At 66.6% G+C, this 12,356-nt stretch carries 12 protein-coding genes, 1 tRNA gene and 2 pseudogenes; 6 read left to right on the top strand and 9 right to left on the bottom strand.

The features are described 5' to 3' along the window. Positions 1-81: 81 nt before the first annotated feature. Positions 82-441: pseudogene (locus ACWELQ_RS21510) on the top strand (GNAT family N-acetyltransferase); the annotation flags it as partial. 15 nt (positions 442-456) lie between these two features. Here the strand turns inward: ACWELQ_RS21510 and ACWELQ_RS21505 are convergent. The 3 genes from ACWELQ_RS21505 to ACWELQ_RS21495 form a co-directional block, all read right to left on the bottom strand. Beyond that, positions 457-1,206, bottom strand: coding sequence for an MspA family porin (locus tag ACWELQ_RS21505; RefSeq protein ID WP_452398825.1), 750 nt, complete (start codon positions 1,204-1,206; stop codon positions 457-459). 11 nt (positions 1,207-1,217) lie between these two features. Further along, positions 1,218-1,805 carry an MspA family porin gene (locus ACWELQ_RS21500; protein ID WP_452398824.1) on the bottom strand — a complete coding sequence of 196 codons (588 nt, stop codon included), beginning with the start codon at positions 1,803-1,805 and terminating at the stop codon, positions 1,218-1,220. 233 nt (positions 1,806-2,038) lie between these two features. Next, a complete protein-coding gene (locus tag ACWELQ_RS21495) occupies positions 2,039-2,437 on the bottom strand; it encodes a VOC family protein (protein WP_452398823.1) in 399 nt (132 codons plus the stop codon). Positions 2,438-2,541: 104 nt separating this feature from the next. On the opposite strand from ACWELQ_RS21495, the gene ACWELQ_RS21490 reads away from it, so the two are divergent. Together ACWELQ_RS21490 and ACWELQ_RS21485 are read left to right on the top strand one after the other, a co-directional pair. Beyond that, on the top strand, positions 2,542-3,351 hold the full coding sequence (locus ACWELQ_RS21490; protein ID WP_452398822.1) for a helix-turn-helix transcriptional regulator: 810 nt from the start codon (positions 2,542-2,544) through the stop codon (positions 3,349-3,351). Continuing rightward, the gene (locus ACWELQ_RS21485; protein ID WP_452398826.1) at positions 3,318-3,527 is read left to right on the top strand and encodes a hypothetical protein; all 210 of its coding nucleotides are present in this window, start codon (positions 3,318-3,320) and stop codon (positions 3,525-3,527) included. Before ACWELQ_RS21490 ends, ACWELQ_RS21485 begins: the two co-directional genes overlap by 34 nt. 57 nt (positions 3,528-3,584) lie before the next feature. Here the strand turns inward: ACWELQ_RS21485 and ACWELQ_RS21480 are convergent, their stop codons facing one another. Next, positions 3,585-4,454 (bottom strand): helix-turn-helix domain-containing protein, encoded by an 870-nt coding sequence (locus ACWELQ_RS21480; protein WP_452398821.1) that lies wholly within the window; start codon positions 4,452-4,454, stop codon positions 3,585-3,587. Between the two features lie 179 nt (positions 4,455-4,633). Here ACWELQ_RS21480 and ACWELQ_RS21475 point away from each other — a divergent pair, with 179 nt between their 5' ends. Both ACWELQ_RS21475 and ACWELQ_RS21470 read left to right on the top strand, forming a co-directional pair. After that, on the top strand, positions 4,634-5,539 hold the full coding sequence (locus ACWELQ_RS21475; RefSeq protein ID WP_452398820.1) for an alpha/beta hydrolase family protein: 906 nt from the start codon (positions 4,634-4,636) through the stop codon (positions 5,537-5,539). A gap of 223 nt (positions 5,540-5,762) precedes the next feature. Then, positions 5,763-6,299: a nitroreductase/quinone reductase family protein gene (locus ACWELQ_RS21470; protein ID WP_452398819.1), complete on the top strand. Its 537-nt coding sequence runs from the start codon at positions 5,763-5,765 to the stop codon at positions 6,297-6,299. Between the two features lie 185 nt (positions 6,300-6,484). Here the strand turns inward: ACWELQ_RS21470 and ACWELQ_RS21465 are convergent. From ACWELQ_RS21465 to surE, 3 genes are all read right to left on the bottom strand, one after another. Then, positions 6,485-6,557, bottom strand: a tRNA-His gene (locus tag ACWELQ_RS21465). Positions 6,558-6,634: 77 nt separating this feature from the next. Beyond that, complete coding sequence (orn, locus tag ACWELQ_RS21460) at positions 6,635-7,261, bottom strand: oligoribonuclease (RefSeq protein WP_452398818.1); 627 nt, start codon at positions 7,259-7,261, stop codon at positions 6,635-6,637. 42 nt (positions 7,262-7,303) lie between these two features. Next, the gene (gene surE, locus ACWELQ_RS21455; RefSeq protein ID WP_452398817.1) at positions 7,304-8,113 is read right to left on the bottom strand and encodes a 5'/3'-nucleotidase SurE; all 810 of its coding nucleotides are present in this window, start codon (positions 8,111-8,113) and stop codon (positions 7,304-7,306) included. A 140-nt stretch (positions 8,114-8,253) separates the two neighbouring features. Between surE and ACWELQ_RS21450 the strand changes: the two genes are divergently transcribed. Next, complete coding sequence (locus ACWELQ_RS21450) at positions 8,254-9,987, top strand: helicase HerA-like domain-containing protein (protein WP_452398816.1); 1,734 nt, start codon at positions 8,254-8,256, stop codon at positions 9,985-9,987. Positions 9,988-9,994: 7 nt separating this feature from the next. Here ACWELQ_RS21450 and lysA read toward each other — a convergent pair whose 3' ends face one another. Both lysA and cmrA read right to left on the bottom strand, forming a co-directional pair. After that, complete coding sequence (gene lysA / locus ACWELQ_RS21445; protein ID WP_452398815.1) at positions 9,995-11,341, bottom strand: diaminopimelate decarboxylase; 1,347 nt, start codon at positions 11,339-11,341, stop codon at positions 9,995-9,997. Positions 11,342-11,484: 143 nt separating this feature from the next. Further along, positions 11,485-12,264: pseudogene (gene cmrA / locus ACWELQ_RS21440) on the bottom strand (mycolate reductase); the annotation flags it as partial. Positions 12,265-12,356: the final 92 nt, after the last annotated feature.

The following is a 12,356-nucleotide window of genomic DNA, read 5'->3' as shown; positions in this document are numbered from 1 at the left end:
TGATCGGTGGTGCCGAACTCGTACTGGACGGCGGTGAGGCGCTTGAAGAAATGGCCGATGGCCAGTTCCTCGGTCACGGCGGACGTGCCCGAGATCCTCGAACTGATCGCCCGCACCGAGCCGGGGCCGTTCGCGCCGCGCACCATCGAAATGGGAACCTACCTCGGTCTGCGCTCCGAGGGACGACTCATCGCCATGGCGGGCGAGCGCCTGCGCCCGGAGGGCTGGACCGAGATCAGCGCCGTCTGCACCGATGCCGAATTCCGTGGCCGCGGGCTGGCTTCCCGCCTGATCCGCGCGGTCGGCGCGGGCATCCGCGACCGCGGCGACATTCCGTTCCTGCACGCGGTCGCCCACAACACCACGGCGATCAGCCTGTACGGGACGTTGGGATTCACGCTGCGCAAGCGCTCGCAGCTGACGTTCGTGCAAGCGCCGTGACGGTCAGCCGCGTGGTCAGCCGATACTGAAGGGCTGACCCCAGAGCGTCTGGGTGACGTCCATGACGTTGTCCTGCACCAGAACCGTTGTGTACGAGCGCGCTTCGGCGTAGCCCGCGCAGCCGTCGATGGTCAGGTCGTGGCCGACGTACTGGGTGACGCCGGAGGTGCCGGTGAAGGTGTAGGTCTGGATCGCCTTGGTGCCGACCTTGCCGGGCTTGAGCGTGAGCGACATGGACGGGTCGGCGGACGGGGTGACGCCGGTGGGGGAGATGCCCGCGCCGAGATCGCCGGTGCCGACGGTCAATCCACCGCCGCCGTAGCCGCCTCCGCCTCCGCCTCCGGCATTGCCGCCGCCGTTGTCGCCCGGTGCTTGGCCGTTGCCCGGCTTGGCATTGTCGTTGCCCGCGCTGTTCCCGCTGCCTTCGACCGTCGACTTGCTGCCCAGGTCGACCTGGCAGCCGACCAGGTAGCCGGTCTCGATGCGCCCGCCGGTGACGGTGACGCCGGGCGGCGCGGTGACGGTCACCGACGCCACCGCCGACACCAGCACATTGCGCGAAAGCGGGCTCGCCGCCATCGATCCCGAGATATCGGCCTGCTCACCGCTGCGCGTCAGCTGCACCACCACGCCGTCCGGCCCGGTGAATTCGCCGCTCCCGCCAGGCAGCGGCACCTGCGTGTCCGCACCCGCCGGACCGGCCGCGAGCAGGACGCCTGTCATGAGGCCGGCGGTCGCGATCGCCAGCCCGGTCGAAGTCCACATGTGGTTTTCTCTCATCCGACGCTGAACGGCTGGCCGTACAGCGACACCTCGGTGGAACCCTGGTCATTGATCACCGTCAAGGTGCTGAACGCCCGCGCCTGCGCATATCCGGCACAGCCCGACAATTGGATGCCGCGGCCGGAATAGGCGATGCCGACCGTTCCCGCGGCGGGATCGAGTTGTTTCGTATCGAGCACCACCGTGCTCACGCCGCCGGGCACCAGGCTGATGCTGGGCGCGACCTCCGGAGTGATCGAACTCGGCGAGATGTAGGCGTCGCCGCTCAGCGACAGGCCGCCACTCAGATCGACCTGACAGCCGACCAGATAGCCGGTCACCAAGGTGCCCTTGGTGGCATGCGCGACCTTCGCCATCACGACCCCCGTCACGCTCGCGGCCCGCGAGAGACCGTTGGCGGCCAGCGACGGTGCCACCACGGCCTGCTCACCGGTACGGGTCAGATCCACCTCGACACCGGTGGCGGTGGTGAGCGCTTGCTCGCCGTCCGGCAGTGCGGTCACGGTGTCGGCGTGCGCGACGGCCGGTCCGAGCATGAGCACCGCGAGGCCGAGGCCGATAAACGCAAGTCGGCCATCCATTCTCGAATTCAACCTGCACTGACCCTTCGAGCCTCGAGAAACAATCGAGGGGCATCCTATGGGGGCACGGTGTGCAGGCACAACACTAGAAATCACTGTGCGGCTTCGGATTACCGCTGGATGACCCGGCCGAGTCCTTCGCTGTGAATTTCCTTGGAATTCGCTGCGTGTACTCGACAGCGGCCGAATCGAATTCGCGCGGCGAATCGAGCGCGCAAATTACCGCGATTGTTTCAGCCGTCGAACTTCGCGATGGCCGCCGCGGTGACCGGCGCGAAGAAGTTGATCAGGTTGCCGTCCGGATCGCGGAACAGCAGTGATCGATTGCCCCACGGCATGGTCGTCGGCTCGTTGACGAAGTCGTCGACGGCACCTTCGAGCCGGGCGTAGTCGGCATCGACATCGTCGACCCGGAATTCGATGATGGCGGTGTGGTTGTCGGCCGGTCGGGCACTGCCCGCGGCGAACAGCGCCACGGTGCGAGTGCTTCCGATCGCCAATGTTCCTGCCGGGGTGTTGATTTCGGCGAAATCCGGCGTCAGGCGAACCGCGTCCACCCCGGTCACCCGCTCATAGAACTCGACCAGACGGTCGACATCGGCGGTGATCAAGCGGATTGACACGAGATTCATGACTGCTCCTGGCGTGAGATCCGGCGGGTCGATCCCACCGGTGTTCGTCACGCTAGAGCCGATACCGGACAGAATCCGCCCGGTATACCTGGAAAACTTTCCCCATGACCCGCCCCACCGCCCGAGTGCTCGCCCTCCTGGAGTTACTCCAGTCCGGCGGCACCCACCCGGTAGGCCGCCTGGCCGACCGCCTCGGTGTCGACGAGCGCACGGTCCGCCGCTACCTCGACCACCTCGCCGACCTGGACATCCCCGTCCATTCGGTGCGCGGCCGCTACGGCGGCTACCGCCTAGCCCCCGGCTACCGCCTGCCACCCCTCATGCTCACCGACGACGAGGCCCTCGCCGTCATGCTCGGCCTCATCGCCGCCCGCCGCTCGGGCACAGGCTCTGAATCAGCCCGAGCCGCCGACACCGCGGCAGCCAAACTGGCACGAGTCCTACCCAAAACCCTCGCGACCCGCCTCGACACCCTCCTGCACGAGGTGAACTACACCGGCGAATCTCGCTCCACCCCGCCCCCAACCACCGAGGTGCTACTGATCTTCGCCGAAGCCACCCGCGACCACCGCCCAGTCGCCATCACCTACACCGACCGCCACGGCCGCCGCACCGCCCGCACCGTCCACCCCTACGGCATGGTCGCCCACAACGACCGCTGGTACATAACCGGAACCGACTCCGCCAGCGGAGAATCCCGCTCTTTCCGAATGGACCGCATATCGACAGCCACCATCACCCCCGGAACCTTCACTCCCCCTGAGGGATTCGAGCCCGCCACCGAACTCCTCACCGCCCTGGCCAGCACCCCCTACCGCCACGAAGTCTCCATCCGCATCCAAGGCAACGCCCCCACCATCCGCCCCTCTTACCCGCAGCGATCGTCACGCTGGACGAAATCGATTCCAGCGTAAGCGAACCCGACAATGACCCCTGGGTCCGAGTACGCCTCCACGCCGACCGCCTCGACTGGATCCCACCCCTCCTCATTACCCTCAACCGCCCCTTCATCATCGAATCCCCCGCCGCCCTATCCGAATCCGTCCAAGCCCTAGCCCACCGCCTACTCGCCGCGACCACCGAGATCTAGACCGCATCGCCGACTCGTATCTTCGCTTCTGGCTCGCCTTCCTACACGATTGGCGGGTCATGCTCGAGGCGCGTGGTTGGTGGAGGGGTTGTGCTCGGTGGCCCAGCTGGCCAGCAGGTGGAGGGAGTCTTCGGAGTCGCTGCCTGGTTCGGTGTTGTAGACGGTGAGGATGAGGTCGTCGGTGGGCAGGTCGAGGGATTCGTAGGTGAGGTGGAGGGTGCCGACGAGGGGGTGGTGGATGGGTTTGGTGCCCTGGTGGTGGCGCAGGACGTCATGGCGAGCCCAGCGGATACGGAATTCGTCACTGCGGGTGGATAATTCGCCGATGAGGTCGGTGAGGTCCTTGTTGTAGGGGTCGCGGCCGGCTTGGGCGTGCAGCAGGGCGACGACAGCGTCGGCGGCACCATCCCAATCACCCCAGAATTGGTGGGAGCGGGGATCGAGGAACAGGAACCGGCCGTGGTTGGGAGCGGCGACCCGGGCTACTTCGAACATGGGGGCGTACAAGGCGCGGCCGAGCGCGTTGGCGGCCAGCACGTCACCGCAGCCGTTCACGATCAGCGCTGGGCAGGTCATGGAGTCCAGCAGCCGTTGCACGTTGGGTCGCACCGTGGCGGCGGGCGGGCGGCGTCGGCGGCGGGGTGCTGGACCGGCGGCGCGGGCGAGGTCGTCGAGGTGGGCGCGGTCGTCCTCCTCCAGCCGCAGCGCCCGTGCGAGGGCGTCGAGGACCTGGGCTGAGACTCCGGCCAGGTTGCCGCGTTCGAGTTTCGCGTAGTACTCGACGCTGATCCCGGCGAGCTGGGCGACCTCGGCGCGGCGCAGCCCTGGTACCCGGCGGGTGCCGTGGGTGGGTAGTCCTGCCTGCCGGGGGGTGATGGCGGCGCGGCGGGAGGTCAGGAATTCGCGGATCTCGGCGGCATGGTCCACAGTGTCCAGGCTAAGGCGCTCGATCCGGTGCAGGGGTGCCCTGTCAGTACACTTCTCATCAGTGCCTTTTTCCCGGACACATTCCCGCCTACTTTCTGGTTGAGCGCTCGATTCTCGATTGCATGCAGGAAATGTCGGATGGTCTCACCCCGTGCCCGAAATTGGGAAAGGAAACTGTCATGGCCGATATCTCGCAGCAGCTCGTGCAGCTGGCCAAGGGTTTGAGCAGCCCGGTCCGTGCACCGATTCTTCACAGGCCCGATGAATACGGGATGGCATATGAGGACATCACGTTTCCGTCCGCGGACGGTACCCCGCTCGGGGCGTGGTGGATCCCCGCTCCGGGCTCGGACAAGCTGATCATCGCCAACCACCCGATGCCGATGAACCGCTACGGTTTCCCCTCGCACCTGCCCCGCTGGGGGTTCGTCCCCGGCAACACCATCGAGGTCAACTACATGCGGGAATACCAGCACCTGCACGAGGCCGGGTACAACGTGCTGACCTACGACGCCCGTAACCACGGCCAGAGCGGTGACGCCAACGGCTTCATCTTCACCTGGGGCCAGTACGAATCGCGTGACGTGGTGGGCTCGCTGCGCTACGTCAAGTCCCGCCCCGACACCGCCGCCATGAAGGTGGGCCTGCTCAGCCGCTGTATGGGCGCCAACGCCACCTTCGTCGCGATGAACCGGCACCCGGAACTGTTCGCCGACATCCACGCGCTGGTCGCTATCCAGCCGATCTCGCTGCGCGCCATGGTCGAACGCAATCTCGAGATGATGGGACTCGAGGACCAGTTCGACGTCGTCGACCGGGAAGTGCAGCTGAACCTCAGCTTCACCATCGATGAGGTATCGCCGATCGAGGACGCCAAGAGCTGCCAGATCCCCACGTTCATGATGCAGGTCCGCGACGACGCGCTGACCAAGTCCTCCGACGTGCAGGCGATCTTCGACGCGGTCCCCGTCGCGGAGAAGAAGCTGTTCTGGATCGAAGGCAGCACGCGACGCTGGGACGGCTACAACTACTTCTCCGAACACCCCGAGCAGATGATCGAATGGTTCGACAAGCACATGAACTGAAGCCAACTCGGCCGCTCGGGCTGATCAGGTAGCCCGAGCGGTCGCATGGCGCGCTGACTGAACCGGTCAACGTCTCGGGGCGGAAGATCAAGTGGCGGTGTCGGTTTGAGGCCGTCTGAACGTCCTGCATTGCTGAACCCAGCATGGGCACTCTTGTGGCCGTTCGGCTTTCGTGCGAACCGGAAGGGTTCTACTATCGGCTGTAGTAGCTACGGATGGGGGCATGATGGCGAATATCGACAAAGCGGGAACGGCAGTGCGGACGGTCCCGTCTTTGCTGGGGCGGTTGGTGGAGTTGGGTTCGCGGTTCGCCAACAGTCGCGGGATCTATCTCGGTCGACGTTCGACGAGGCTTCATGTCGCGTTGTATCGCCGCTTCGGTGGTCGGTTCGGCGGTCACCTCCCGGGGTGGCCGAATGCCCGGATTCTGCTGCTCGACCATGTCGGTGCGCGGTCCGGAGTTCGTCGGACGTCGCCGGTGATGTATTACGAGGACAGCGATTTCATCGCGGTCGTGGCCTCGAAGGCCGGACAACCGACCAACCCGGCGTGGTTCCACAATCTGTTGGCCCATCCGGAGACCACCATCCAGATCGGTCCCGAGACACGTAGGGTCCGTGCTCGGATCGCGACGAGCGCGGAGCGAGATGCGCTGTGGCCCAAGTGTTTGACGGCCTATCCAGGCTATGAGTTCTTTCAGCGTCTCGCGCATCCCCGTGTGATCCCGATCATGCTTCTCGAACCGATTGTGAGGCTGTAACTGCGCATGCTGGGCGAACGCACTCACATGCCGCCGATGCCCAGACGCGAAACAGAGCGAGCGCCTCGGTCAGATTGCGCGGACCGCGGGCTAGGCGGAAGGTCTGCACCGCGCGGGCGTTTCCGCGTAGCGGGTCCAGAAATGCGACGAGGCCCCGATCCGGATGGATCGGGGCCTCGTGTCGGGGTGGCTGACGGGACTCGAACCCGCGACACCCAGGATCACAACCTGGTGCTCTACCAGCTGAACTACAGCCACCATTGCCGTAACTTTCCGGCGCGGTAGATATTAGCGTGCGGTCGTGACGAGTACCTAATCGGCTGTTCAGGTGGGGTTTAGCCCGCGTTGGGCGGGGGCGGTGCGGGGGTGGAGAGGTCGGCGGCTACGGCGGCGATCTCGGCGGTGGAGGGGCCGGGTGGGGCGACGAAGGCGGTGCGGCGGTAGTACTGGAGTTCGCGGATGGATTCCTGGATGTCGGCTAGGGCGCGGTGGGCGAGGCCCTTCTCCGGCTGGCCGAAGTAGATGCGGGGGTACCAGCGGCGGGCCAGTTCCTTGATGGAGCTGACGTCGATCATGCGGTAGTGCAGGTGGTTGTCCAGGGTCGGCATGTCGCGGGCGATGAAGCCGCGGTCGGTGGCGATGGAGTTGCCGGCCAGCGGGACCGTGCGCGGGGTGGGCACGTACTGCTTGATGTAGTCGAGGATCTGCTGTTCGGCTTCCTCGACCGTCACCACGGAGCGACGAACCTCTTCGGTGAGCCCGGAGCGGGCGTGCATCTCGGTGACCACCGGCGGCATGGCGGCCAGGGCGGCGTCGTCGGCGTGGATCACGATGTCCACGCCCTCGCCGAGAATATTGAGGTCACTGTCGGTGACGAGCGCGGCCACCTCGATCAGCTTGTCGCTGTCCAGCTGTAGGCCGGTCATCTCGCAGTCCATCCACACCACGTATTTGTCGCTCACCGGGGTCAGCGTAGCCGTTCGGCCGCTGTGTTCGACCCTGGGCTACCAATGGTTTCGCAATTGCCGATCGAGGGTGTGCATGGTGTCCTTCGGCACCAGCAACTCCAGACTCAACGGGGTGATGGAGATGCGGCCCGCCGCCAAGGCGTGCGCGTCGGTGCCGGGCACGGTGCTTTCGAATCGGGCCGGCGGGAGATTGATTCGGAACAGGCCCTCGGTCCGGTCGAACAATCGGCCGTAGGAGGCCCGGTAGGGAGTGGTGACCTCGAATTCGGTGCCGAGTGTCGCGTCGAAGGGAATGTTGACCGACAACAGGTCGAATCCATTGCAGAGATCGGTATTCAGCAGGATGGTCACCAGTTTGGCGGTGATCGCGGCGGCGTTTTCGTACAGGGGGAAATTGTTTCGGTCGAACAGGTCGATGGGTGGCCCGGGTTCCGGGGGAATCGGCATCGACACCGCGACCGCGCGCACCCCGTCGATGGCCGCCTCCATGGCCGCCCCGATGGTTCCCGAACCGAGGATGTAGCCGTGCCCGAGGTTGACGCCCAGGTTGATGCCGGAGACCACCATCGCGGGCTTGCGTTCGAGCAGGTGGTAGAGCCCGAGTTGGACGCAATCGGCGGGCGTGCCGCCGACGGTGTGAATGGGAATGTTCTCCAGCAGCCGCTCTTCGACCTCGAGGTGATTGTGCGCGCTGATGGATTTCCCGACCAGACTCTGCTGCGTTCTCGGGGCGACCGCGCACACCGTGTACCGACGCGAGAGTTCGTGGAGCACTGGGTAGAAGCCGATGGAGGAATGACCGTCGTCATTGGTCAGGAGTATGTCGGCGGTGTTCGAAGGACTCATGTGTCGCGCCCCCCGTCGGCCAATCTTCGATAAATCTACTCTCCGGCAGTATCGTTCACATCGGATCCACACGTAACGAGCGGTCGGCATGTTTGGTTGGGCAGTTTTCCCGGAGCAATAGTTCGCAGGAGGAATGCGCGATGACCACCCCGCAGGAGAAGGCAGCGGCGGCACGGAAGGCAGCGGAGGAGGCGGCGCGGATCGCGGCCGAAGCGGCCGCGGCGGCCGAGGCCGCGGAAAAGGAGGCGGCCGAGGAAGCCGCCGCCGAGCAGCAAGCCGAGACTGCGAAAAATGCTGCCGCCAAAGCCGATTCGAGCGCAGCCAGCAAAGCGCCCGCGGACAAGGACGAGGCGGCCGCGCAGGAGATCGCCGCCGGTTACGCCATGGAGGGCCTGGCCCTGGAACTGGGCACCGTCATCACCGGCGGCACCGTGCATCCCGATGCGCGCGTACGCATTCCGATGAAGACCATGAACCGCCACGGCTTGATCGCGGGCGCCACCGGTACCGGTAAGACCAAGACCGTGCAGGGCATCGCCGAACAGCTCTCGGCGGCGGGCGTGCCGGTGGTGGTCGCCGACGTGAAGGGTGACCTGTCGGGTCTGGCGCAGCCGGGCCAGGAGAACGACAAGCTGCTCGCCCGCGCCCGCGAGACCGGCGACCCGGACTGGAAACCGCAGGGGTTCCCGTGCGAATTCGTGTCCCTGGGCACCGACGGCATCGGCGTCCCGATTCGCGCCACCATCACCTCGTTCGGCCCGATCCTGCTCAGTAAGGCGCTGGGGCTCAACGAAACTCAGGAATCCACCCTGGGCCTGATCTTCCACTGGTCGGACAAGAGCGGTTTTCCGCTGCTGGATCTCAAGGACCTGCGCGCGGTCATCCAATTCCTCACCAGCCCGGAGGGCAAGGAGGATCTCAAGGGCATCGGCGGCGTCTCCGCGCAGACCGCGGGCGTGATCCTGCGCGCCCTGGTGAATCTGGAGGCCGACGGCGGCGACACCTTCTTCGGTGAGCCGGAACTGGATCCGGCCGATCTCATGCGCACCGCGGGCGGCATGGGCGTGATCACGCTGTTCGAGCTGGGCGCGCAGGCCGCGCGACCACAGATGTTCTCGACCTTCCTGATGTGGGTGCTGGCGGACCTGTTCCAGACCCTGCCCGAGGTCGGCGATATGGACAAACCCAAGCTGGTGTTCATCTTCGACGAGGCGCACCTGCTGTTCAACGGCGCCTCCAAGGCGTTCCTGAACCAGGTGGAGCAGACGGTCAAACTGATCCGTTCCAAGGGTGTCGGCGTGTTCTTCTGCACCCAGCTGCCCACCGACATCCCCAACTCGGTGCTCTCGCAGCTGGGCGCGCGCGTGCAGCACGCGTTGCGCGCGTTCACGCCGGAAGATCAAGCGGCGCTGTCGAAGACGGTGCGCACCTATCCCAAGACGGCCACCTACGATCTCGAGAAGGCGCTCACCTCGCTGGGCATCGGCGAGGCCGTGGTGACGGTGCTGTCGGAGAAGGGCGCGCCCACACCGGTCGCGTGGGCGCGCATGCAGCCGCCGCGTTCGCTCATGGACACCATCGGCGATGACCAGATCCGTTCCCGCGCGCAGCAATCCGCGCTGTTCGGCAAGTACGGCACCACCATCGACAATGATTCCGCCTACGAGATCCTGGCCGAGAAGCTGGCCGCGGCCCAGCAGCAGGCCGAGGACGAGCCGCCCGCCAAGTCCTCGCGGTCGCGGCCCGCGCCGGAACCGGAGTCGATGGCGGAGAAGATCGTCAACAACCCGGCCTTCAAGAACCTGCTCCGCTCGGCCGCCACCGTCGCCGGGCGCGAGATCAGCCGCAGCATCTTCGGCACCCGGAAACGGTGACCCCGGCTCAGTGCCCGATGTCGCGGCACATGAGGTCGTCGATGGTCTCGCGGCGGACGAGTTCGCGGCAGTCGCCGTCGCGCACGGCGACGATGGGCGGGCGGCCGACGCCGTTGTAGGAGGACGCGAGGCTGTGGTGGTAGGCCCCGGTGCAGGGCATGGCGAGCACCTCGCCGGGGCGCAGGTCCGCGGGCAGCCGGACGTCGCGGGCGAGGATATCGCCCGCCTCGCAGTAGCGTCCGGCGATGGTGGCGGTCATGTGCGGTCCGGTGGGGTGGCGGTTGACGACGACGGCCTCGTAGTGCGCGCCGTAGAGGGCCACTCGGGGGTTGTCGCTCATGCCGCCGTCGACGGTCACGTAGGTGTGCCCGTTCTCGACGTGTTTGACCGACAGCACCCGGTAGAGCGTGACGCCCGCGCGGGCGACGATGGCGCGGCCGGGCTCCAGGGAGATGTGCGGCCGCGGGAATCCGTGCCGCACGCAGGCGGCGTCGAGCGAGTCCTCGATGATGTCGGACAGTTCGGCCAGATTCATCTCCGCGTCGCCGCTGCGGTAGGCGACCGCGTGCCCGCCGCCGAGGTCGAGTTCGGTCAGGGTGACGCCGAATTCGTCACGGATGCGGGCCATTTCGGCGATCATCCGGCGGACGGCCTCCCCGTAGGGGAAGGTGTCGTAGATCTGTGAGCCGATGTGGCAGTGCAGCCCCGCGAATTCCAGATTGGGTTGCCGCACCAGGCGATCCGCCGCCTCCAGGACGGCCTGACCGCCGATCGGGAAGCCGAACTTCTGGTCGGTGACCCCGGTGCGGACGGCCGGATGCCCGTGCACGTCGATATCGGGGGTGACGCGCAGCAGCACCCGCTGCGGCCGCCCGGCCAGCGCGGAGAGCAGCGTGATCTCGGTCAGCGAGTCGACGACGATCCGCCCGACCCCGCAGTTGATGGCGGTCTCCAGCTCGGCGAAGGGTTTGCCGTTGCCGTGCAGGACGATTCGCGCCGGATCGGTCCAGGACGCCAGCGCCACCGCCAGTTCCCCGGCCGAGCACACGTCCAGTGAGAGACCCTCGTCGGTGATCCATTCGGCCACCGCCCGGGTGAGCAGCGCCTTGCCCGCGTAGATGATCTCGGCGTCGGGGAAGCGCTTGCGGTACGCCCGGCAGCGCCCGCGCACCTCGTCCTCGTCGAGGACGTAGGTCGGGGTGCCGTACCGATCGGCGATATCGGCCAGTGCGACACCGCCGACCGTGATGCGGCCATCGCCGTCGTAATGGGTCTCGCTCGGCCAGATGGCCGGATCGAGGCGGGGCACCATGCCCCCGTCACGCAGCGACGGAAAGATCTCGAGCAGCGTCAAGGTGTCTCCTGTGGGTGTCCCCGCTCTCTGTTCCGCGGGGCCATCCCCAGGAGTACGCCCGTACCGGTAGTAGGTACACCTCCGGCTACGCGGCCTTGACGAGGGCCTCGGCGATCCTTACGCGATCTTGACCGGTGAGGCGGTCACTCGCCCAGTTTCTTGTAGGCGGCCCCGGCGACCACCGAGGTGAGCGAGCGCGGCCCGAACTGCCCGGCCAGGCTCATACCCTTGCTGATCAGGCCCGGAACCACCCGCATCTTGTTGCGGGCGAGCGCGTCGACGGTGATCTTGGCGGTGTGGGCGGCGGTGACCCAGATGAACTCCGGGATCTTGCTGCCCATCTCCTCCTGATCCGGGTTGTCGGTGCGCACCGGGCCGGGGGCCAGCAGCGTGACGTGCACGCCGGTGCCCTTGAGCTCCCCGCGCAGCGACTCGGAGAAGGTGTTGACGAACGCCTTGCTCGCGGAATAGGTGGTGTTGTGCGGAATCGGCATATTGCCCGCGGCGGAGCCGGTGATCAGGATGCCGCCCGCGCGACGCTCCAGCATGCCGGGCAGCACGGCCAGCGTGAGGTCGTGCACCGCAACGGCATTCAATTCCATGATGTCGCGCTCGTAGTCGAGGTTCAGCTTGGCCAGCGGCCCGAAGGTGGCCACGCCGGCGTTGTTGCACAGGATCGCGATATCGCGCGAGGCCAGTTCCTCGGCCAGCGGGGCGCGCTGTTCGCGGTTGGACAGATCCACCGCGCGCACCTCGGCGATGATGCCGTACCGCTCGGTCAGCCGCTGCGCCAGCTCGGCCAGCAGGTCGCCGCGCCGGGCGACGAGGATCAGCGAGTAGCCCCGGGAGGCAAGCTCTTCGGCGAGGGCGACACCGATCCCGGAGGAGGATCCGGTGACGACGGCGCGATTGTCGGCGGTGGGTGGCCAGCGAGGTGAACTTGATCAGGATCGGGGTGCGCACCTGCCAGCCGCTCCAGGCGTGCGACTGGGTCTGGGTCTGGTTCTGCGGGGGC

The sequence above is a fragment of the Nocardia sp. NPDC004722 genome, from assembly GCF_053601505.1.
This window is presented reverse-complemented; position numbering and strand designations above follow the sequence as displayed.

Bases quoted from the DNA above. Each gene is read 5' to 3' on its own strand.
- ACWELQ_RS21500 (WP_452398824.1), bottom strand. From the start codon at position 1,805: ATGGATGGCCGACTTGCGTTTATCGGCCTCGGCCTCGCGGTGCTCATG.
- surE (WP_452398817.1), bottom strand. From the start codon at position 8,113: ATGAGTCCTTCGAACACCGCCGACATACTCCTGACCAATGACGACGGT.
- ACWELQ_RS21505 (WP_452398825.1), bottom strand. From the start codon at position 1,206: ATGTGGACTTCGACCGGGCTGGCGATCGCGACCGCCGGCCTCATGACA.
- ACWELQ_RS21470 (WP_452398819.1), top strand. From the start codon at position 5,763: ATGATGGCGAATATCGACAAAGCGGGAACGGCAGTGCGGACGGTCCCG.
- ACWELQ_RS21475 (WP_452398820.1), top strand. From the start codon at position 4,634: ATGGCCGATATCTCGCAGCAGCTCGTGCAGCTGGCCAAGGGTTTGAGC.
- ACWELQ_RS21490 (WP_452398822.1), top strand. From the start codon at position 2,542: ATGACCCGCCCCACCGCCCGAGTGCTCGCCCTCCTGGAGTTACTCCAG.
- ACWELQ_RS21495 (WP_452398823.1), bottom strand. From the start codon at position 2,437: ATGAATCTCGTGTCAATCCGCTTGATCACCGCCGATGTCGACCGTCTG.
- ACWELQ_RS21450 (WP_452398816.1), top strand. From the start codon at position 8,254: ATGACCACCCCGCAGGAGAAGGCAGCGGCGGCACGGAAGGCAGCGGAG.